Source organism: Streptomyces inusitatus (assembly GCF_014651115.1).
GTDB classification, from domain to species: domain Bacteria; phylum Actinomycetota; class Actinomycetes; order Streptomycetales; family Streptomycetaceae; genus Streptomyces; species Streptomyces amakusaensis.
In genome coordinates this window covers 757038-777479 of record NZ_BMWG01000002.1, presented here as the reverse complement: position 1 = coordinate 777479, position 20442 = coordinate 757038, and the positions used below count along the sequence as shown (strand labels likewise).

The following is a 20442-nucleotide window of genomic DNA, read 5'->3' as shown; positions in this document are numbered from 1 at the left end:
CATGAGCGGCGAGAAGATGTCCAAATCGCTCGGCAACTCGGTGCTCGTCTCCGAGATGGTCAAACGCTGGCGGCCGATCGTTCTGCGCTACTACCTGGGCACCCCGCACTACCGCTCGATGATCGAGTACAGCGAGGAGGCACTGCGCGACGCGGAGTCCGCCTTCGCCCGGATCGAGGGTTTCGCCCAGCGGGTCGTCGAGAAGACCGGCGGTGCCGTCGCCCCCGCCGGAGAGGTCCCGCCGGCCTTCGCCGAGGCCATGGACGACGACCTCGGTGTGCCGCAGGCGCTCGCCGTCATCCACACCACCGTCCGCCAGGGGAACTCGGCGCTCGCCGCCGACGACAAGGAGTCCGCGGTCGCCCGCCTCGCCGAGGTGCGCGCCATGCTCGGCGTCCTCGGTCTCGACCCCTTCGACCCGCACTGGGCCGGCGACGCCGAGGGCGGCGAAGACCTCCACGGCGCGGTCGACACGCTCGTACGCCTGGTGCTCCAGCAGCGCGAGGCGGCCCGCGGCCGCAAGGACTGGGCCACCGCCGACGCCATCCGCGATCAGCTCCAGCAGTCCGGGCTGGTCATCAAGGACGGCCCGGACGGTCCGCGCTGGAGCCTGGGGCCGGTCTGACGGACCGGACCGGACCGAACCGGACCGAACCGGATCGGACCGGATCGGACCGGACCGGCCCGGCCCGGCCCGGACCGGCCCGTGCCCCGGGTCGGTCAATCGGTGCCGCCGGTCAGAGTGTCGGCGGGGGCGGGCCGTGCGCGCCGGGCCGAGGAGGTCCGGACCGCGGTCACTTGCAGGATCAGACCGAGCAGGGCCGCGCCCGCCGCCCACAGCGGCAGCACCGAGCCGCTCCGGCCGAGGGAGAAGGCGAGTCCGCCGAGACCCGATCCGACGGCGCTGCCGAGATAGAGGGCGGATTCGTTGAGGGCCACGGCCACCGGGCCGCCCTTCTCTCCCCGGGCCTCCAGCAGATCGTTCTGCTGCGGCACTTGCAGGGCCCACCCCACCGCACCCCAGATCGCGATCGGCAGGAGCGCGATGAGCGGATGGATCGAGGCGGTGACACGGAAGGCGAGCAGGGCCGCGACCAGGAGCACCAGAGCCCCGACGACCAGGAAGTACGGGCGGCGGACCCGGTCGACCAGGGTGCCGATCAGGACGCTGCCGATGACGCCGCCGATGCCCCAGGCCCACAGATAGGGAGTGATGCTCTCCACCTCGCCCATGGCATCGGTCGCCATCACCGGCGCGATGTAGGTGTACAGGCCGAGGCTGGCGACGGCGGCGAGGAAGGAGACTCCGACGATCGAGGCGACCCGGGGGTCGGTGACGACCTGGGCGCGCTCCCGCAGGGAGAACGAGTGGGTGGCGGGCAGCGCCGGCAGCCGGAGCGCGAGACCGGCGAAGGAGATGAATCCGAGCACGGTGACCAGCCACAAGGTCGAACGCCACCCCGTGTGCTCGGCGATGAAGACGCCCGCGGGCACCCCGATGACCGTGCCGGAACTCATCCCGCCCATGATCACGGCGAGCGCCCGGCCCCGTCGCTCCTTGTCCACGAGGGACGCGGCGGCCGCCGCGGCGAGGGCCAGATACAGACCGGCGCCGACCCCCGCGAAGGCACGGGTCACCAGCAGCACCGGCAGCGAGTCGGAGAGCGCGCTGCCCGCGTTGGCCAGGGCGAAGACGGCCAGGGAACCGAGCAGCCCCGCCCGTACCCGGGAGGCGGAGAGGAAGGTGGCGAAGATCGGGGAGGCGATGGCATAGGCGAGCGTGAAGGCTGTGACCATCTGCCCCGTGGCCGATACGGACGAGTCGAAGTCGTCGGCGATGACCGGCAGCAGACCGGCGGTCACATAGGCGTCGAGCCCGAGCGCGAAGGCCCCGAGCCCAAGGAGGTGGACGAGGTTCACGGCGTCCTCAATGTTCGATAGTCGCGGTCCATAGGTACATGATGCTGATGTGACTCCCGAGGGCAAGGTGGTGGGTGATTTCCGGCCGATCACCCGCGCCGGACTGTGCGACTCTGGAGGGGTGCGCCGTTACTTCCATCCGGACCCTGAGGACATCTGCCTCCCCGAGGTGCTGTTCGCGCTGAGCGACGCCACCCGGCTCGGGATCGCCGTCGCCCTGTCGCGCGGCGACGAGCGCACCGCCGGGGAACTGGGCGGCGAGATCGCCAAGTCGACCATGACCCACCATCTGAAGATCCTCAGAGAGGCCGGCCTCCTCCGCGTCCGCTCGGAGGGCACCCGCTGCTACAACTCCCTGCGCCTCGGCGAGGTGGAGGCCCGCTTCCCCGGCCTGCTCGATCAGCTGCTGGGCTGTGCGACGGAGTCCGGCTACACCTCGGCCGACGCCCGCCGATAGCGATTCCGGCGGGCCCCGCCCGTACGGCGGGTGATTGGACCGCATCCACCGGCCAGATCATGGGATCAGCCTTGTAGATGCCAGCCCATTCGGCCTAACGTACGGCATATGCAGTCGTACACCATTGGCCAGGCCGCCCGTCTTCTCGGCGTCAGTCCCGACACGGCGCGGCGGTGGGCCGATGCCGGGAGGGTCGCGACGCACCGGGACGAGAGCGGGAAGCGGCTGATCGAGGGGCGGGATCTGGCCGCGTTCTCCATCGAGGTGGGGCAGGGGGGAGGCGAGGACGAGGCCTCGTACACCTCGGCCCGCAACGCCTTTCCGGGCATCGTCACCGCGGTCAAGCTCGGGGACGTCGCCGCGCAGGTCGAGATACAGGCCGGGCCGCACCGGCTGGTCTCCCTGCTGACCAGGGAGGCCGTCGAGGAGCTGGGGCTTGAGGTGGGCATGCGGGCCACCGCCCGGGTCAAGTCGACCAATGTCCACGTCGACCTGGTATGAGCGCAGCCCCTCCCTCCCTCCCTCTCACCCCGCCCCGCCCGATCCGTCCCAGCCGAGGAGTCCCGTTCCATGACCTTCCGTCGCCGTGCCGCGGCCGCCGTGTCCACCGCCGCCCTGCTTCTGCCGCTCGCGGCCTGTGGCGGTGACGACGAGGGGGACAGGCTGAAGAAGGTGGACCTGACCGTGCTCGCCGCCTCCTCGCTCACCGATGTCTTCGCGACGGCGGGAGCGGCGTACGAGAAGGAGAACCCGGGGACCAAGGTCGCCTTCTCCTTCGCGGGCTCCCAGGAGCTGGCCGCGCAGGTCCGGCAGGGCGCTCCCGCCGACGCGCTGGTCACCGCCGACACCAAGACCATGGACGGGCTGGCGGCCGAGACCGGGAAGCCGACGGTCATCGCCAGGAACAGGCTGGTCATCGCCGTCGCCGAGGGCAACCCCGAGAAGATCGACGCCCTTGGGGACCTGGCCGACAGCAAGCTCAAGGTCGTCCTCGCCGCGCCCGAGGTGCCCGTCGGCCGCTACAGCGGGCAGATCCTGGACCGGCAGAAGGTCGAGGTGAAGCCGGTCTCGCAGGAGCCCAACGTCCGCGCCGTGCTCAGCAAGGTCGAACTGGGCGAGGCCGACGCCGGGCTCGTCTACAAGACCGACGCGGCCGCCGCGGAGGACAAGGTCGACGCGATCGAGATCCCGGACGCCCAGAACGCGGTCGCGCGATACCCGGCGGCGACCCTCAAGGACAGCGACCACCCCGAGGCCGCCGCCGCGTTCGTGACCTGGCTGAGCGGCCCCGAGGCGCGGAAGATCCTCCAGGACGCGGGCTTCCAGCAGCCGTAGACCGCGCCCGTGCCCGGTGCGCGGGGGCGGACCGCCCGCGCACCGAGCACCATGGACCTCACGTGCATCGCGTACACCAGGAACCCCGATGAAACGCCTTCGCCTCCAAGGGCCCACCGGCACCCGCGTGCCCCTCGCGCTCGCCGTCCCCGCCCTGCTCGCCATCGCGTTTCTGCTGCTGCCCCTCCTGGGCATCCTGGTCCACACCGAGTGGACCGAGCTGGGTACGCATCTGAGCAGCCCGGCCGTCGTCGAGGCGCTCCGGCTCTCCCTCCTCGTCTCCTTCTGCGCGCTCGGCCTCTCCCTGCTGTTCGGGGTGCCGCTGGCCTGGCTGCTCGCCCGGGTGAGCTTCCCCGGCAAGGTGCTCGTACGCTCCCTGGTGCTGCTCCCCATGGTGCTGCCGCCCACCGTCGGAGGCGTCGCCCTCCTGCTGGGCTTCGGCCGCCGGGGACTGCTGGGCCCCTGGCTGGAGTCGACCTTCGGCATCACCCTCCCCTTCCACACCGCCGGCGCGGTCGTCGCCGCGACCTTCGTCGCGATGCCCTTCCTCGTCATCAGCCTCGAAGGCGCGCTGGGCGGACTGCGGCCCGGTTACGAGGAGACCGCGGCCTCGCTCGGCGCCTCTCCGGTACGGGTGTTCCGCACCGTCACCCTGCCGATGGTGGCCCCCGGGCTGGCCGCCGGGGCGGCGCTCACCTGGGCCCGCGCGCTCGGCGAGTTCGGCGCCACCATCACCTTCGCCGGGAATCTGCCCGGCGCGACCCAGACCCTGCCGCTCCAGGTCTATCTGCTCCTCCAGTCCCGGCCGGAGGCGGCGACCTCCCTCTCCCTGCTGCTCCTGGCCATCGCCATGGGCGTGCTCATCGCCCTGCGCGGACACTGGACCGGCGGCGCGGCGGGCGCGACAGCCGTACGGGCGGATCCGGGGAACGGGCAGGCCGAGCCGGGACCGGAGCCGGAGCCGGAACCGGAGCCGGAACCGGGTTCGAAGGGCGAGCCGCCGGCCCGGGTGTCACCGGAGGGCGGCGAATCCTGGTCCCTGCGCGCCGAGCTGACCGGCTTCACCCGGCTCACCCTCGAAGCCGCCCCCGGCACCACCATCGCCGTCGTCGGCCCCAACGGCGCGGGCAAGACCACCCTGCTGCGCGCCCTCCTCGGCCTCACCCCCCGCGCCCACGCGGTTCTGAGCCTCGGCCCGGACGAGGTCACCGAACTCCCCCCGCACCGCCGGGGCGTCGCCTGGGTCCCCCAGGACGGCGCGCTCTTCCCGCATCTGAGCGCCCTCGGCAACACGGCGTACGGGCCGCGCGCGCGGGGCGTACCGCGCGCCGAGGCGCGCCGCGAGGCGCGGGAGTGGCTGGACCGGCTGGAGGTGGGGCACCTCGCCGGACGCCGACCCGCCCAGCTCTCCGGCGGCCAGGCCCAGCGGGTGGCCCTCGCCCGGGCGCTGGCCGCGCGCCCCCGGCTGCTGCTGCTGGACGAGCCGCTCGCCGCCCTCGACCAGACCACCCGCGCCCGGGTGCGCCACACCCTGCGCACCCATCTCGAAGGCTTCGGCGGGGTCTGTCTGATCGTCACCCACGACCCGGTGGAGGCGGTCTCGCTCGCCGACCGGGTCCTGGTGCTGGAGGAGGGCCGCGCGCTCCAGGACGCCTCGCCCGCCGAGGTCACCCGCCGTCCGCGCTCCCCGTGGGTCGCCCGGATGCTCGGCCGCAACGCCTGGGCGGGCACCGCGACGGAGAGCGGGCTGAGCCTGCCCGGCGGCGGCTCTCTCACCGTCGCGGAGCCGCTGCCCGCCGGTACGCCGGCCCTCGCCGTGATCGCCCCCGAGGCCGTCTCCGTACACCGGCTGAGACCGGGCGGCAGCCCGCGCAATGTCTGGCCGGGCACGGTCCGGGAGATCACCGCGAGCGGCAGCAGACTGCGCATTCTCATCACTTCGGCGGGGATTCCCGATCTGGTCGCCGAAATCACTCCGCGGTCGGCGGCCGAACTCGGACTCGCCGACGGTGTCGCGGTGTGGGCGAGTGTCAAGGCGACGGAGATCTCGCTCGGTGAAGTCTGACGGGGAAACGTCTGCGGCAGGCCCTAAGTGCCCAGCACAGGAGGGGAGTCGGCCGGTCCCGGCGCTATGGCCGGCGGTTCTTGAACTCTTGTTCCGCAACGGCGGTTGTGCGAAAGTGAGCCACTCCACGTCCGAACACGGTCGGTTTTGTTCAACCGTTCGTTGAGTTTTGAACAGCCCCACGACGACTTCATCGAACCAAATCCTCTGCCCGCTCGCCCCGGGCCGGACGGCACTGCTCACCCCCCACCGCAATGCCCTGGACGGAAAGACGTCTTATGGCCAATCCCGCCGATCCCCAACACCAGGATTCCTTCCCTCCCTCACGCACCGGCCTCGACTCGGGGGCCTCCGACGAAGGTCTGGCGGCCGCCCTGCGGGCCTCGGACGCCCCCCACGACTCCCAGCCCGTGGCCGCCCTGCTGGCCAGGCACTGGCAGCCGGTTCTCGACTACGCGGCCATCGGCGCCCCCTCCGCCAAGGCCGCCTCCCTGCTGACCGCCGCCGCATTCGCCAGAGTGCTGGAGAATCTCCGGCGCGCGCGGACGACCTCCGCAATCCGTCCGCTGCTTCTGACGACCGCCCGCCATATCGCCGAGGCGTGGGCCTCCGACACCCGCGTCACCGCGCTGGCCGAACTCCAGAATCCCCGGACCGGCCGCACCGCGCACGCCGACATGTTCACCCTCCCCGCGAATCGGGCCCTGGTCGCGCGGGCCTTTCTGGAGCTGCCCGGATCCGCCCAATGCCTGCTCTGGCACAGCGAGGTGGAAGCCGAGGACATATCCGTACCCGCCGTTTTGCTGGCGATGGACCCGCGCGGCGCGGCGCTCCAGCTGGAACAGGCCAGGGAAATGCTCAGGTCGGGGATTCTCCGCTGTCATCTGGAAATCGCACCACAGTGCGAATGCCGTTATTACAATCGGCTGCTCGATCTCTCCGCGCGCCGCGGCGGCGAGCCGTCCCCCGGCGTCCGGGCGCATCTCGCCGTCTGCCGGCACTGCCGATTCGCCGCCGATCAACTCGACCACCGCGAGGGCAGGCTCTCCCCGCTCCTCGCCGAAGGGGTGCTCGGCTGGGCCGCGCAGTCCTACCTCGACTCCCGGCCGGCCCGCCGGACCGCCCGCCACCAGCCCAGGGCCGCGACCCGCGGGCCGCGCCGGGGGCGGCCCCGCAGGCCGCCGTCCCTCCTGCCCCTCGCGCTCCGGGGCCGGAGGCTCTCCCGGCGCGGCCGCACGGCCCTCTTCACCGGGGTGGGCGCGGCCACCGGGCTGCTGATCGCCGCCACGGTCGTCACCGGGCTCCGGGGGGACCACCAGGGGAACCGGGGCGACACCGCAGCGTCCCCCGGGGCGTCCGCCGCGCCGCTGCCCGCAGACGGGGCCGAGGCCTCCTCCGTACCCGCCGCGCGGCCCTCGGCGACCGCCGCCGTCCGCCCCTTCGCACCGCTCACCACCCAGTTCCGCCACGCCGAGTCGGGCCTCTGTCTGGATCTGCGCGGCCGCCGGGCCGAGCCGGACGCCGACGCCACCACGGCGGCCTGCGCCCACCGGGCCACCCAGAGATGGGTGTACGAGGAGGACGGACGGCTGCGCTCCGCCGTCGAACCCGGGCTCTGTCTCAACTCCCGGGAATCGGCGGGCGTGCTCAGCCTCACCGACTGCCCGCCGGCGGACGGGGAGACGGCCGCCGCGACGGGCGTACGGTACGACCTCACCGTCCAGGGCCAGATGGTCCCCCGCTGGCACGGCGGGCTCGCGGTCGCCCCCGGCTCCGCCCGGGCCGGTTCCGACGTCGTCGTCGAGCTGCGCGACGACTCGGCGGGCCAACGCTGGCTGACCGGCCGCGCCCCCGCCGCGACGGAGCCCGACGGCACGCCCGGGGCGACGCCGGGAGGCGGGAGCGCCGACCCCTCACGGCCCGCCGCCGCCGAACCGCCGACGCCGCCGGGTCTGCCGGGTCTGCCCGGCGGCCGGACCCCCGGCGACGGAATGCCCCGGTCCGCCCGCTCCGACCGGGTGTGGGGGATCAGCGACCGACAGGACCCACCTCCGGAACCGCCCGCTCCGGCACTGCTGCGGGGAGAGTGAGCCGCCCGGGGGCGCGCGGGTCCGCGCGCCCTCGGGACAGGCCTCGGGACCGGCTCAGGAGAAGGTGGGCGTCTCGCCCTCCTTGTCCGCCGGATCGATCAGGGTGAAGACCGCGCCCTGCTGGTCCATCACCGGCGCGAACCGCCCGAAGGGGCTGGGATGCGGCCCGTACAGCAGCTGTCCGCCGAGCCGTCGGACGGTGGCGACCGCCGCGTCCACGCCCGCCACGGCGAAGTACACATTGATGAACGGGGGCGCGTCGGCCGGGAAGTTGTCCGTCATCCGCAGCCGGCCCGCCACGGGCTCGCCGCCGATGCTCCAGACGTGGTAGTCGACCTGGTCGCTCTCCATCCTTTTGACCTCGAAGGGGAAGACCGAGGGGAAGAACGCGTCGGCCTTGCGCACCTCCCGGGTGCACAGATCCGCCCAGGCGTACGCCCCCGGCGTACCCGTCCGCTCGAAGCCCTGGTGGGACGCCGGCTGCCAGGCGCTGAAGTGGATCCCGCTGGGGTCCTGGGCGACGACCATCGTGCCGAAGCCGCCGACCTCGACGGAGTCCGCGATCAGCGTGCCGCCGTTCTCACGGATCTTCGCGGCGGTCGCCCTCGCGTCCGAGGTGGCGAAGTAGAGATTCCACGCGGGGGGCCGCTCCGACCCCGGCTCCTGCGGCATCAGGGCGGCCACCGTCCCGCCGTCCACCGATGCCTGGGTGTAGTTCCCGAACTCCTCGGAACTCTCGCCGAACGTCCAGCCGAACAGCTCGCCGTAGAAACTCTTCGCGGCGGCCAGGTCGGGAAACATCCCGTCCGCCCAGCAGGGTGTGCCTTCAGGTCGTACGGCCATGGGGCAGCTCCTCCCGTCGAGAGGGGGCGGCCGGGGTGCCGGCCGCTCCTCTCACGCTAGGCGTCGCCGCTCCCCGGCGCGCGCCGAAGCCACGCCCGGGAATCGAACGGAATGCGAAAACCCCTGGTGGGAGCTAGGCCGTGTCTTCAAAGTCCCGTCTGCCTGTCGTGCCCTGGCACGCACGCTCGCCGCGTTGTCGTCGGTCGCCTACGCTCCGCGTGGGCTCCCTCCTCCGCCTTGCGATCGCACGCACCAGACCCCCGCCAGACCCTCCCTACGGGAGGACGACGCCACTTCGAAGACACTCCCTAGGAGACCCGCAGGGACCGCTTCATGATCTTGCCCATGTCATTGCGGGGCAGCGCATCGAGGAAGCGGACCGTGCGGGGGCGCTTGTGCGGGGCGAGCTGGGCCGCCACATGGGCCGCCAGCTCCTCGGGGGTGGGCCGGGCGCGGTCGTCGTCGGCGACGATCCACGCCACCACGCGCTCGCCGAGATCCGGGTCGGGCTCGCCGGTCACCGCCGCCTCACGGACGCCGGGGTGCTCCAGGAGGGCGTTCTCGATCTCCCCCGCGCCGATCTTGTACCCGCCGCTCTTGATCAGATCGGTGGCCCGGCGGCCGACGATGCGTACGGATCCGTCCTCGTCGCGCACCGCCATGTCGCCGGTGCGGAACCAGTCGCCGTCGAAGGCCGCGGCCGTGGCCTCCGGGCGGTTCAGATACTCGGTGAAGAGGTTCTCGCCCCGGACCTGGACCTCCCCGATGCTCTCCCCGTCGTACCCGGTGATCGCCGAGCCGTCCTCGGCGACCAGCCGCAGCTCCACACCGCGCAGCGGCACCCCCACCGAGCCGGGGCGGGCCCGGCCGTCCACCCGGACGCTGGTGTTCATCAGCGTCTCGGTCATGCCGTACCGCTCGATCACCCGGCGGCCGGTCGCCGCCTCGATGCGCCGGTGGTCGTGGAGGGGCAGCGCCGCCGAGCCCGAGACCAGCAGCCGCGCGCCGGCCAGCGCCTCGCGCAACTTCTCGTCGCCGTCGAGGGCTTCGGCCAGCCGGTGGTACATCGTGGGCACCCCGAAGAGCATGGTGCCGCCGCCGGCCAGCTCGCGCGCCACGCCGTCGACGGAGAATCTGCCGAGGTGCCGCACCTCACCGCCCCGGCGCAGCGGCCCGAGGACACCGAGGATCAGCCCGTGCACATGGAACAGCGGCAGCCCGTGCACCAGGACGTCGTCGGCGGTCCACTCCCAGGCGTCCTCCAGCGCGTCCAGGGTCACGGCCAGGGCGCGCCGGGGCAGCACCGCGCCCTTGGGCGGGCCGGTCGTCCCCGAGGTGTAGACGATCAGCGCGGGGGAGAGCGGCCCCGGTTCGCCGAACGCGGACGCGGACGCGGGCACGGGCGTCGCGGACGCCGCGGGGGTCACCGGTACGTCGATCCGCTCCAGCCCGTCCAGCGCGCCGGGCAGTTCGTCGCCGGGTGCGGCGAGCACCGCCGCCGGGGCGCTGTCCGTGACAATGTGCGTCAGCTCGCGCTCGCCGGTCTTCGGGTTGAGCGGCACCACCGGGACCCCGGCGAGCAGCGCGGCCACCACGCCCACCGCCGTCTCCAGCGTCGGCGTGGCCCACAGGGCGACCCTCGGGGCTCCGCCGATCCGGGCGGCCAGATCGCCCGCGGCCCGGGCCAACTGCCCGTAGGTCAGGGCGCGCTCCCCGAAGCGCAGGGCCGTCCGGCCGGTCGCGGTGTGCAAGGCGGGGAAGAGGTCACTCACTCGTCGTACTCCAAGTCTCCGTCCGTACGGCCCTGGCCGCGGCCGTCTCCCCGCCCAGTACATCAGCACGCGCGGGATGCTGCTCCACCCTGCCCTGCCGGTGTTCGAAGACGGCGGAGCGGTCCACTTTCAGCCACCACGCCAGCGTTCCGCCGAGTGCGAGGGCGAGCAGGACCGCCAGCAGGACGGAGCCCGTCAGCAGCCATCCGAGTACGGTGAGCGCCCGGGGCGCGCGCCGGGGCGCGGGGGTCTCGGGCGTCATAACAGGGGCCGGTGAGTCCGGGTCGTGCCGGGTGTCATGCGCATCTTCGAAGGGTAGCCAGCACGGGCCGCGAGGAGAGGGTGTTGGCACCCATCGGTCACAGCAGCTTCTTACGTCCGGCGGTACGTCCGGCGGTACGTCCGGCGGTACGGGAGAGGGGCGCGGGCCCGGGCCGGGCCGGGCCGGGCCCGCGGCGCTCTCAGCGCGGGGCCTCCCAGCCGAACGTGGTCCCCCGCCCCGCGCCGTCCTCGCGCAGGCCGTCGTCCGTGACCGTCAGCCGCACCCCCGCCGTACCGTCCGTCAGCCGGGCCGTGGCGTCCACCTCCACCTCCACCGAGGTGACGTCGGGCCGCCGGTGCGCCGCCGCCAGCGCGCCCCGGAGCGCGGCCAGCAGCCGCTGGTCCACCGGCTCTCTCAGCAGCGCGTCGACCGGCCCCCGGAAGCGCACCGACGGCCGGAAGCCGAGCAGCGCCGCCGCGCCGCCGGTCTCCCGGAGCACCCGGCCGCGGAAGCTGGCGGGCGCGTCGGCGGGCGGCTGCTGGAGTGCGAAGATCGCCGTCCGCACCTCCTGGATGGTCGAGTCCAGCTCGTCCACCGCCCGGCCGAGCAGCTCGTCCGACTCCCCGCCCGCCGCCCTGCGCCGCGTCGACTCCAGCATCATCTCCGTCGCGAACAGCCGCTGGACGACGAGGTCGTGCAGATCGCGGGCGATCCGGTCGCGGTCCTCGAAGACCGCCAGCCGCTCGCGGTTGTGCTGGGCGTCGGCGAGCACCAGCGCCAGCGCCGCCTGGGAGGCGAACTGCGAGGCCAGCAGCCGTTCCTCCACGGTGTACGGGTCGCCCTGCCGCCGCCGGGGCAGCGCCAGGGTGCCGATCAGCCGGCCCCCGCTCTGGAGCGGCAGCATCATCGAGGGGCCGAAGCGGGTGCGTACGGGGGTCGTCATCCGGGGGTCGGTCGCCGAGTCCTCGATGAACACGGGCTCGCCGCCCAGCAGTTGTTCCAGCACCGGGGAGCCGGGCGCGATGGTGGTGCCCACGATGTCGCCCGGGTCGTCCACCGCGGAGGCGGCGACGATCTCCATCCCGCCCTCGTCGGTGGGCTGGAGCACCACCCCCGCCGAGGCCCCGGCGAGGATACGGGCCTGCTCGGCGACGGTGGCCAGGGCGTCCTGCGGGCTCTTCCCGGTGAGCAGGGCGGTGGTGACGGCCGCCGCGCCCGCGATCCACCGCTCCCGCTGGCGGGCTGTCTCGTACAGCCGGGCGTTGCCGATCGCGATCCCGGCCTGGGAGCCGAGGACCCGCAGCACCGCGAGATCCTCCTCGGTGAAGGCGCCCTCGCGCTTCTCGGAGAGATAGAGATTGCCGAAGACCTCGCTCTGGACCCGGATCGGCACCCCGATCAGCGAGCGCATCACGGGGTGGCCCTCGGGCACGCCCGAGGAGCGGGGATCGGCCGAGAGATCGTTGATCAGCAGCGGCTGCGGATCCTGGACGAGCAGTCCCACCAGCCCGGATTCCCCGCTGGGCAGAGGGCCGATCCGGTCCCGCTCCTCCTGGCTCAGCCCGGAGGTGAACAGCTCGGTGAGGATCCCGCGCTCCGGGTCGATGACGCCGAGCGCCCCGTAGCGGGCCCCGGCGAGTTCGGTGGCGGTGTCGACGAGGTGCTGGAGCGTGGCGGGGAGTTCGAGGTCGGTGCCTACGCTGAGCACGGCCTCCAGCAGCAACGGAAGCCGAGCCTCCGGGCCCGATGCCGTGCCCGCCGCCCCGCCGGGATCGCCCACCGCCGTCGCCTCGCCTCCGTGCTCAGCCGACCTCGGCCAGCGGGTTGAGCACCAGTGGCTGGATCTTGCCCTCCAGCATCGCACCGAGCCCCAGTACCGCGCAGATGTCCGGCCGGTCCGCGATCCGCACCGGCATCCCGGTCGCGTCCCGCAGCATCTGATCGAAGCCGGGCAGCAGCGCGCTGCCGCCCACCATCATGATCCCCCGGTCGGCGAGATCGGCGACAAGGTCGGGCGGGCAGTCCCGCAGCACCTTGCCGATGCCGTCGATGACCGAGGTCAGTGGGGTGTGGATGGCGTTCCGTACGGCGGCGGTGTCCACCAGCACCGAGCGGGCGAGACCGGTGGCCACGTCCCGGCCGTGGATCTCGGTCGACTCGGGGCCGTGCGAATGGAGCCCATTGCTCTGAAGCGCGAGCTGGAGCGGCCGTACCGACTGGCTGGGCAGCATCAGCTCGTGCTGGGTGCGCAGATGCTGGATCACCGCGTGGTCGATGGCGTTGCCGCCGACGGGGATCCGCTCGGCGGTGACGATCGCGCCGAGGGAGAGCACCGCGATCTGTGTGGTGGCCGCCCCGCACACCATGATCATGGTCGCGGTGGGCTGCTCCACGGGGAGCCCGCAGCCCACCGCGGCGGCGATCAGCGTGTCGACCAGCTCGACCCGGCGCGCCCCCAGCCCGACCAGGGTCTCCACGGCGGCGCGCTGCGCCAGCGGATCGCTGAGATGGGGGGTGCAGGCGGCGGCCCGCAGCCGGGGCTTGCGGCGGAGCTGTCTGCGGAGCTTCTCGCCGAGGAGATGGCGGAGCATGCGCTGCGCCATCTCGATGTCCACGACCGTGCCGCCGGAGACCGGGCGGACGACCTGGATGTAGCCGGGGGTGCGGCCGGTCATCTTCTCCGCGAGCGCGCCGACCGCGATGAGCGCGCCGTTACGGGTGTTCACGGCGGCGACGCTCGGTTCGTCCACGACGAGCCCCACGCCCTTGACGAAGACTCTGGTACGGGCTGCGCCCAGGTCGACGGCGACATGGCAGCGGCGCAGCCGCTCAAGACTGACGGTCACGGCGGATCCTCCCGGGTGCGGTACCTGAAGGCATCGTCCGGCCGGGTGGCGGCCACCGCGCGCTGGGTGAGCCGGTCGGGGGGCCCGCCGACCCGGTCGGCCCGGCCGCTCGGCCTGGCACGGCCAGGGCTCAGCCGGCCCCGCCGGGCCGTGACAGCCGCTGGAACAGGCCCCAGGTGAACTCCGCGACGCCCCGCTCCCCGCCGGGCAGCGTCAGAGCGAGCCGCCATCGCCCCGGGGCCGAGCCCTCCGCCGGAACCGCCGGAGCGAAGGCCCGCGCGGCCTCGTCCACGGTGCACGACCACGGCGTCAGATCCTCCGCCGTCCTCAGCCCGGGCGAGGCCGCGCCGGGCGCGCGCACCAGCCACTCGTTCCACACCGCGCCGCCGCCCTTTGCGGCCGCCAGCACCTCAAACCGCAGATCCGGCCAGAGTGGCACCGGCCACTGGAGTGCTTCGCACTCCAGATCGCCCACGGCGCGTCTCTCCGTCCGCTCCGGCTCGCCGAGCACCGAGCGGTAGCGGGCGAGCGCGCCCCGGCTCCGGGGCGAGCGGACCGTCGCCTGCCAGCGGCGGTTCGCCTCCCGCATCCCGGCGGCGGACACCCCGAGCTCCCGGCGGGCGTCCTCGACCAGCTCCGGGTGGTAGTCGGCCATCCGGCGCAGCAGTACGAGCTGGAAATCGAGGGGCCCCAGGGGCGCGACCGCGTGCATACCGCCATCCTGCCCGGTGCCGGGCCTCAGACGGGAGGACCGGCCTCAGGACCGCCCGCAGGACCGGCCCGCAGGACCGGCCCGCAGGACCGGCCCGCAGGACCTGCCTCAGGCGGCCGGTCCTGCGGGGTCCTCGCCCGGCGGGGTCTCGCCCAGCATGCGGCGCAGCAGGTACCGCAGGGTCTCGCGCTCGCCCTCCGTCAGCCCGGCCAGCGGCTCGCGGGCGAAGTCCAGGGAGTCCCGCAGCCGGCAGATCGTGCGCACGCCCTCGTCGGTCGCCGCGGCGATCTTCACCCGGCGGTCGTTCGGGTCGGCGCGGCGCTCGACCAGGCCGCGCTGCTCCAGCCGGTCCACGATGCCGGTGACATTGGACGGCTCGCACTTCAGCTTCCGGGCTATCCGGCGCATCGGCGTCGGTTCCAGCGTGAGCAGCCCCAGCAGCTTGGCCTGCGCGCCGGTCAGCGAGTGCTGGGCGGCGGCCTGCTCGTACTCCGCGTGATAGCGGGCCACCACATCGCCGATCAGATCGATGACGTCGAGTGTCACGGGGTCGGGGCGGGAGTGGGAAGCCATGGCGACATCGTACGTTAAATATTTGACAATATAAAATATTCGCAGCATGGTTGTTTCAGTAAGTGAAACATCCCTCAGGAGGCAGCGAGCCATGTCCGTACTTCCCGCCACCAGCCGCGAATGGCAGCTCGTCGCCCGCCCGCTCGGCTGGCCCAAGAAGGAGGACTTCGCCCTCCGCGAAGCCCCCGTGACCGAGCCCGGCCCGGGCAGGATCCTCGTCCGCAATCTCTACTTCTCGGTCGACCCGTACATGCGCGGCCGCATGAACGATGTGAAGTCCTACCTCCCGCCGTTCCAGCTCGACCACCCGATGGAGGGCGGCGCGGTAGGCGAGATCGTCGCCTCCGCCGCCGAGGGCTTCGCCGTCGGCGACCATGTGGTGCACAACCTCGGCTGGCGGGAGTACGCCGAGGTCCCCGCCGAGCAGGCCGTCAAGGCCGACGCCTCCCTCGCGCCGCTCTCCGCCTATCTGGGCGTGCTGGGCATGACCGGCCTCACCTCGTACGCGGGGCTCCTGCGGTCCGCCTCCTTCAAGGAGGGCGACGCCGTCTTCGTCTCCGGCGCGGCGGGCGCGGTCGGCAGCCAGGTCGGCCAGATCGCCAGGATCAAGGGCGCCTCCCGGGTCATCGGCTCGGCCGGCTCCGACGAGAAGGTCAAGCTGCTCACCGAGGAGTACGGCTTCGACGCCGCCTTCAACTACAAGAACGGCTCCGTCGCCGAACAGCTCCAGCAGGCCGCGCCCGACGGGATCGACGTCTACTTCGACAATGTCGGCGGCGACCACCTCCAGGCCGCGCTCGGCTCGCTCAGGCTCCACGGCCGGATCGCCCTCTGCGGAATGATCGCCCAGTACAACGACACCGAACTGGCGCCCGGCCCGAGCAATCTCCCCCTGATGATCGGCAAGCGGCTGCGTATGCAGGGCCTGCTGGTCACCGACCACTTCGACCTCCAGCCGGAGTTCGTCCGCGACACCGCCGGCTGGATCGCGGCCGGTGAGCTGAAGTACGCCGAGACCGTGGTCAAGGGCATCGAGCACGGCTACGACGCGTTCGTCGGAATGCTGCGCGGCGAGAACACCGGAAAGATGCTCGTCTCGGTCTGACCCGTCCGGCACCCGCACGGCGAAGGGCCGCACCCCCGGCGGTACGCGGGGGTGCGGCCCTTCGCCGCTCGTCCGGATCCGGTCAGTGACTCAGTGGTTCAGCAGCGCGCGCCCGATTTGCGCGAACACACCCTTCGGGTGCGCGCGGAACAGCGGCTCGGTGCCGAACAGCGCCACCTTCGCCCCCGTCGCCGAGGTCCCGCTGACGACCGACGGCTTGCCCGCCGCGTCCGCCGGGCCGCCCGTGCCGTCGGCACCCGCCCGCCAGTGGCCCGAGACCAGCGGATTGCCGCCGCCGTAGGACTGGTCCACCCGTACGCCCGAACCGAGCCCGGTGAACCACACCGGCGAGTAGACGAAGGTGTGGCCCGGAGCGCCACCGGTGATCACACCGCCGGCGTTCGACACCCGCACCACACCGTTGGCGTCGCCGTTGCCCTCCACGGCGGTGGCCTGCAACAGCCCCGCCGCACCGGTGAGCGCCGCGCCGTCCGCGCCCAGACCGACCACCGCGACCCCGCTGTCCCGGAAGGCGTCGCGCGCCGCCGGCGTCAGAGCCGCGTGGCTGAGACCCGTCGACACGAACAGCGCGTCGACGCCCCGCCAGTCGAAGCCCGCGTTGAGGATCGCCGTCGACACCGGCACCACGTCGAAGCCCATCTCCCGCAGCGCGAACTGCTCGCCCGCGGTGCCCGCCGCGGCCACCCGGGTCCGCTCCAGAGGCGCGACCCCGCGCTCCTTCGTCGAGTCGAACACCACCGAGAAACGCTCCGCGACCAGGGCCGCGTGCCTGCGCGCCGAGCCCGGCACGATCGCCGCGCCGTCCGCCGTGCGCCGGATCTTGACGCCCTGCGCCAGCAGCGAGTTCACCGCCGCCAGCTCCCGGGGGTCGTCCAGCCGCAGCCGCAGATCACCGTGGCGGGCCACCGAACCGGTCGGCGCGGCGGCGCGGACCGGACGGCCCAGCACCCGCAGCTCGCCGCTGACGGCCTTGTCCACCGTCGCGCCCCACAGCAGCCCCAGGCTCCAGCCCGAGATGTCGTACATCGCCGACACATCGGGGCTGATGTCCCGGCCCTCGGCCAGGATCACATTGGCGATGCCGCGCTTGGGCTGACGCATGTCCACCACGTACGAACCCGCCGGATACGTCTTTCCGGCCAGCCGGAACGACATCAGCGCACGCTCCACGCGTACGTCATTGGCGACCAGATGGTCCACCAGCCGGCCCGCCGCCGTGGCGCTGCGCTGACCCCGCCCGGCCGGAATCACATAGGCCCGGGGGAAAGTCGTCGTGTAGACATCCTCGGGACCGATCCCGGGCACACCCGGAACCGTCTCCTCCGACACCGGCCGCTGCGCCTCGCCCGCCGCACCGCGCCGGAAGGTCTCGATCTGGTCGGCGATCACCGAACCCCGGTTGGCATGGGTGTAGTCGAGGGTGGCGCGCATCGCCGCGCCCGCGATGTCGGTGTTGATCGCGGACCGTCGGCGCAACTCCTCCACCGGCAGTGTCTCGTACGACTGGTTGTTGACCCGCATCGGGAACTCGATGGTGTGCGAGGCCACCGCGCCCTGGAACGGCATGTACTGCGGGGTGAAGATCGGCGGCCAGTCGTCCCAGCCCTCCGTCTGGTCCCGGAAGGGGATCTCGACCGGCTTCACACCGTCCTTCTCGGCGGTGTAGCCGAGCCCGTTGACGGCCTTCTCCATGCCGAGCGCGTTGGCGTACGAGTTCTTCAGGAAGAGGTCGTACTCGTAGTTCTCGCCGTGCGGCGGAGTCGTCGGCTCGATCAGGGTGCCGTTCACATACCCGTGCAGATCGAGCATGACGGCCGGCTGCTTGTCGATCGCGAGCTGACGGATCGCCCGGGACTCGGGCTGCGAGGCGGTGATGAAGTCGCGGTTGAGGTCAAAGCCGTTGGCGTTGGCCCGGGTGCCGGCGACCCGGCCGTCGGGGTTGGCCGTCACATTGAGATAGATCCGGTTCTTCGCCAGCAGCCCGGCCGTCTTGGCGTCCTTGGCCTTCGCCAGCTCCTCGATGAGCTTCAGGGCCGCGTCCGTGCCCTCCCACTCATTGCCGTGGATGTTGTTGTTGATGAAGACCGGCGTCTTGTACGCGGACTTCAGCTGCTTGTCCCGGGCCGCCGACGCGGGGGAGTTCTCTATTCGCTCCCGCATCCGCTCCTGCTCGCGGACCTGCCCCGCGCTCTCCGGCGCGGTCACGGTGACCAGATACAGCTCACGCCCGTTGGCCGACCTGCCGGCCACCTCCACACTGACCCGGTCGCTCAGCTTCTGGAGCTCGTTGAGGCGGGGCGCTATCGAGTGGTACGGAATGAGACCGAGCTTTATCGACTTGTCGGCGGGATTGGCCGCCGGGGACTTGAGGGCCGTACGCCGGGGATAGCCCCGGTCCTTGACGAACGAGGGGGTCCCGTGGCGGAGCGCCTCCGCGGTGGCCGAAAGTGGCGCCCTGGAAAGCGCCGGGTCGCCGCCACCGCGCTCGCGCGAGGGCCCGGGGCCGCCGGGCGGCCCAGGCTCTCCGGGGAGCGCGACGGAAGCGGGGAGCGCGGTCGCCGGGGCCGGGGCCAGCAGCACGGCCACGGCGAGCGCGGCGGTGGTGACCAGGACGGGTCTGGAAATGCCCATGCGTGAGTCCCTCCGGGGGGAGCGGGGGTCGATCGCCATGACATGTATGCCGCAACGATCAGTACGCAGGGTTTACCTGGTGAGGCCGGAAACAATCAAGGGGTGTTTCCTACGAATCGCTCCCGGACGGGTGCGCGACCGGGCCGGATAGGGTGGCCCCATGCGTGATTTCGGGGCGGGTTTCGGCTACTTGATGAAGGGCCAGCGCTGGGTCGGCGCACACGGCCGCTGGTTCGGCATCGGGCTGTTGCCCGGTCTGGTGACCCTGGTGCTGTACGCGGGCGCGCTCATCGGCCTCGCCTACGGCGCGAACGACCTGGTCGGCTGGGCGACGCCGTTCGCCGACGACTGGTCCTCGCCGTGGGACGGCCTCTTCCGGGGCTTTCTGACCGCCCTGCTCTTCGTCCTCGGGCTCTTCCTCGCGGTGATCACCTTCACCGCGGTCACCCTGCTGGTCGGGCAGCCGTTCTACGAGTCCCTCTCCGAGGAGGTCGACCGCGGCGAGAGCGGCGGCCACGCCCCGGAGTCGGGACTGTCGCTCTGGCGCGACCTCTGGATCTCCGGGCGGGACTCGCTGCGGATCGTGCTGCGGGTGACGTTCTACGGAGTGCTGCTCTTCGCCGCCGGATTCATCCCGGTCGTCGGCCAGACCGTGGTGCCGGTCCTCGGCTTCTGTGTCACGGGCTACTTCCTCGCGGAGGAGCTGACGGCGGTCGCCCTCCAGCGCCGGGGCGTCGAGCTGAAGGAGCGGCTGGCGCTGCTCAAGGGCCGCCGGATGATGACCCTGGGCTTCGGCGTCCCGCTGGCGCTCGCCTATCTGGTGCCGTTCGTCGCGGTGTTCCTGATGCCGGGCGCGGTGGCGGGCGCGACACTGATGGTCCGCGAGCTGCGCCCGGACGCCCCGGTCGCCCCGGAGCCCCCGGCGGCGGACGCGGGCCACCCGGTGGCCGGAGACCGGCCCCAGCCCCAGGTCTGGTCCTCCCCGCAGCAGGGCCACGGCCCGCCCCAGGGACACGGCCAGGCATACGGCCAGGGGCACGGACAGGGCGCCCCCGCCCCCGGAAACCCCTACCTCAACGGCTGACGAACACCGGCTCCGCCACCGCGAGCCCGGGATCCGACTGGGCGGCGGTGGCGAGCGAAGTACCGTCCGGGCCCCAGATCCCGCTGTCGCCGGGGCAGACGCCGATGTCGCTGGGGCCCACCTGGTTGGCCATCACCACATACAGCCCGTTCTCCCGGGCGCGGACGGGATAGACCGACTCGAAGGAGTCGTTCCCCTCCTCCAGCACCGAGCTGGCCAGATACACCTGGCAGCCGTCCTTCCGGGCGCGCTCGGCCAGCTCGGGGAAGCGGTTGTCGTAGCAGACGGCCAGCGCGAAACGGACGCCGTCGAGCGTGAACCGGCCGTCCTCCGTGCCCGCCGCGCAGATGTCCAGCTCCACACCGTGCAGATTCCGCTTGTCGTAGCGGGCGAGCCGCTCCCCGTCCGGCCCGATGACCAGCGAACTGATCCCGGGCCGCCCGTCCGCGGTCAGCACCGCCGCGTTGACCACGGCGGCCGTCCCCGTCTCCCGGCACGCCTCGCGCACCGGCCCGAGCCGGGGATCGTCCTCCGTCAGCCACAGCCCGGGATCCCCGGCGATCAGTTCCATGCCGTACCCCGTCACCGCCAACTCGGCGAAGACAACCAGCCGTACCCCCTGTTCGGAGGCGGTACGCACCAGATCCCGCATGGTCTCGACATTGGCCCCGACATCGCCGGGCACGGAGCTGAACTGAGCCGCTGCTATCTTCATGGGCCCATCAT

The 20442-nt window shown here is 72.6% G+C and carries 18 protein-coding genes; 8 read left to right on the top strand and 10 right to left on the bottom strand.

Going from position 1 to position 20442, the window contains the following annotated elements; translation table 11 throughout:
* Positions 1-625, top strand: a 625-nt coding sequence (locus IE247_RS07385) for a DALR domain-containing protein (RefSeq protein ID WP_308433199.1), incomplete at its 5' end; no start/stop codon positions are given.
* Between the two features lie 95 nt (positions 626-720).
* Here IE247_RS07385 and IE247_RS07380 read toward each other — a convergent pair.
* Positions 721-1920 carry an MFS transporter gene (locus IE247_RS07380; protein ID WP_190122055.1) on the bottom strand — a complete coding sequence of 400 codons (1200 nt, stop codon included), beginning with the start codon at positions 1918-1920 and terminating at the stop codon, positions 721-723.
* Between the two features lie 49 nt (positions 1921-1969).
* Between IE247_RS07380 and IE247_RS07375 the strand changes: the two genes are divergently transcribed.
* From IE247_RS07375 to IE247_RS07355, 5 genes are all read left to right on the top strand, one after another.
* On the top strand, positions 1970-2377 hold the full coding sequence (locus IE247_RS07375) for an ArsR/SmtB family transcription factor (RefSeq protein WP_229868768.1): 408 nt from the start codon (positions 1970-1972) through the stop codon (positions 2375-2377).
* A gap of 108 nt (positions 2378-2485) precedes the next feature.
* The gene (locus IE247_RS07370) at positions 2486-2878 is read left to right on the top strand and encodes a TOBE domain-containing protein (protein ID WP_190122054.1); all 393 of its coding nucleotides are present in this window, start codon (positions 2486-2488) and stop codon (positions 2876-2878) included.
* Positions 2879-2947: 69 nt separating this feature from the next.
* On the top strand, positions 2948-3712 hold the full coding sequence (gene modA / locus IE247_RS07365; protein ID WP_190122053.1) for a molybdate ABC transporter substrate-binding protein: 765 nt from the start codon (positions 2948-2950) through the stop codon (positions 3710-3712).
* Between the two features lie 88 nt (positions 3713-3800).
* Positions 3801-5777, top strand: coding sequence for an ABC transporter permease (locus IE247_RS07360; protein WP_190122052.1), 1977 nt, complete (start codon positions 3801-3803; stop codon positions 5775-5777).
* A 278-nt stretch (positions 5778-6055) separates the two neighbouring features.
* Positions 6056-7867 carry an RICIN domain-containing protein gene (locus IE247_RS07355; protein ID WP_190122051.1) on the top strand — a complete coding sequence of 604 codons (1812 nt, stop codon included), beginning with the start codon at positions 6056-6058 and terminating at the stop codon, positions 7865-7867.
* A 54-nt stretch (positions 7868-7921) separates the two neighbouring features.
* On the opposite strand, the gene IE247_RS07350 is transcribed toward IE247_RS07355, so the two are convergent.
* The 7 genes from IE247_RS07350 to IE247_RS07320 form a co-directional block, all read right to left on the bottom strand.
* Entirely contained in the window at positions 7922-8710 is a 789-nt protein-coding gene (locus IE247_RS07350) for a VOC family protein (RefSeq protein WP_190122050.1), read from the bottom strand.
* Positions 8711-9018: 308 nt separating this feature from the next.
* Entirely contained in the window at positions 9019-10482 is a 1464-nt protein-coding gene (locus IE247_RS07345; RefSeq protein ID WP_190122049.1) for an acyl-CoA synthetase, read from the bottom strand.
* Positions 10475-10744: a hypothetical protein gene (locus tag IE247_RS07340; protein ID WP_190122048.1), complete on the bottom strand. Its 270-nt coding sequence runs from the start codon at positions 10742-10744 to the stop codon at positions 10475-10477. The genes IE247_RS07345 and IE247_RS07340 overlap by 8 nt, the downstream gene beginning before the upstream one ends.
* Positions 10745-10943: 199 nt before the next feature.
* Complete coding sequence (locus IE247_RS07335) at positions 10944-12524, bottom strand: GAF domain-containing protein (RefSeq protein WP_190122047.1); 1581 nt, start codon at positions 12522-12524, stop codon at positions 10944-10946.
* 22 nt (positions 12525-12546) lie between these two features.
* Positions 12547-13590 carry a rod shape-determining protein gene (locus IE247_RS07330; RefSeq protein WP_190122046.1) on the bottom strand — a complete coding sequence of 348 codons (1044 nt, stop codon included), beginning with the start codon at positions 13588-13590 and terminating at the stop codon, positions 12547-12549.
* Positions 13591-13720: 130 nt separating this feature from the next.
* Positions 13721-14302: a hypothetical protein gene (locus IE247_RS07325; RefSeq protein WP_190122045.1), complete on the bottom strand. Its 582-nt coding sequence runs from the start codon at positions 14300-14302 to the stop codon at positions 13721-13723.
* Positions 14303-14410: 108 nt separating this feature from the next.
* Positions 14411-14875 carry a MarR family winged helix-turn-helix transcriptional regulator gene (locus IE247_RS07320; RefSeq protein WP_190122044.1) on the bottom strand — a complete coding sequence of 155 codons (465 nt, stop codon included), beginning with the start codon at positions 14873-14875 and terminating at the stop codon, positions 14411-14413.
* A gap of 91 nt (positions 14876-14966) precedes the next feature.
* Here IE247_RS07320 and IE247_RS07315 point away from each other — a divergent pair, with 91 nt between their 5' ends.
* Positions 14967-15980 carry an NADP-dependent oxidoreductase gene (locus IE247_RS07315; protein ID WP_190122043.1) on the top strand — a complete coding sequence of 338 codons (1014 nt, stop codon included), beginning with the start codon at positions 14967-14969 and terminating at the stop codon, positions 15978-15980.
* 90 nt (positions 15981-16070) lie between these two features.
* On the opposite strand, the gene IE247_RS07310 is transcribed toward IE247_RS07315, so the two are convergent.
* Positions 16071-18632 carry a M14 family zinc carboxypeptidase gene (locus tag IE247_RS07310; RefSeq protein WP_190122042.1) on the bottom strand — a complete coding sequence of 854 codons (2562 nt, stop codon included), beginning with the start codon at positions 18630-18632 and terminating at the stop codon, positions 16071-16073.
* Positions 18633-18792: 160 nt separating this feature from the next.
* Between IE247_RS07310 and IE247_RS07305 the strand changes: the two genes are divergently transcribed.
* On the top strand, positions 18793-19716 hold the full coding sequence (locus tag IE247_RS07305) for an EI24 domain-containing protein (protein WP_190122041.1): 924 nt from the start codon (positions 18793-18795) through the stop codon (positions 19714-19716).
* Here the strand turns inward: IE247_RS07305 and IE247_RS07300 are convergent.
* Positions 19706-20431, bottom strand: coding sequence for a carbon-nitrogen hydrolase family protein (locus tag IE247_RS07300; protein WP_190122040.1), 726 nt, complete (start codon positions 20429-20431; stop codon positions 19706-19708). The genes IE247_RS07305 and IE247_RS07300 overlap by 11 nt on opposite strands.
* Positions 20432-20442: the final 11 nt, after the last annotated feature.

Excerpts from the sequence above, each read along its gene's own strand:
- IE247_RS07370 (WP_190122054.1), top strand. The coding sequence starts at position 2,486 with ATGCAGTCGTACACCATTGGCCAGGCCGCCCGTCTTCTCGGCGTCAGT.
- modA (WP_190122053.1), top strand. The coding sequence starts at position 2,948 with ATGACCTTCCGTCGCCGTGCCGCGGCCGCCGTGTCCACCGCCGCCCTG.
- IE247_RS07360 (WP_190122052.1), top strand. The coding sequence starts at position 3,801 with ATGAAACGCCTTCGCCTCCAAGGGCCCACCGGCACCCGCGTGCCCCTC.
- IE247_RS07355 (WP_190122051.1), top strand. The coding sequence starts at position 6,056 with ATGGCCAATCCCGCCGATCCCCAACACCAGGATTCCTTCCCTCCCTCA.
- IE247_RS07350 (WP_190122050.1), bottom strand. The coding sequence starts at position 8,710 with ATGGCCGTACGACCTGAAGGCACACCCTGCTGGGCGGACGGGATGTTT.
- IE247_RS07340 (WP_190122048.1), bottom strand. The coding sequence starts at position 10,744 with ATGACGCCCGAGACCCCCGCGCCCCGGCGCGCGCCCCGGGCGCTCACC.
- IE247_RS07325 (WP_190122045.1), bottom strand. The coding sequence starts at position 14,302 with ATGCACGCGGTCGCGCCCCTGGGGCCCCTCGATTTCCAGCTCGTACTG.
- IE247_RS07320 (WP_190122044.1), bottom strand. The coding sequence starts at position 14,875 with ATGGCTTCCCACTCCCGCCCCGACCCCGTGACACTCGACGTCATCGAT.
- IE247_RS07315 (WP_190122043.1), top strand. The coding sequence starts at position 14,967 with ATGTCCGTACTTCCCGCCACCAGCCGCGAATGGCAGCTCGTCGCCCGC.
- IE247_RS07310 (WP_190122042.1), bottom strand. The coding sequence starts at position 18,632 with ATGGGCATTTCCAGACCCGTCCTGGTCACCACCGCCGCGCTCGCCGTG.
- IE247_RS07305 (WP_190122041.1), top strand. The coding sequence starts at position 18,793 with ATGCGTGATTTCGGGGCGGGTTTCGGCTACTTGATGAAGGGCCAGCGC.
- IE247_RS07300 (WP_190122040.1), bottom strand. The coding sequence starts at position 20,431 with ATGAAGATAGCAGCGGCTCAGTTCAGCTCCGTGCCCGGCGATGTCGGG.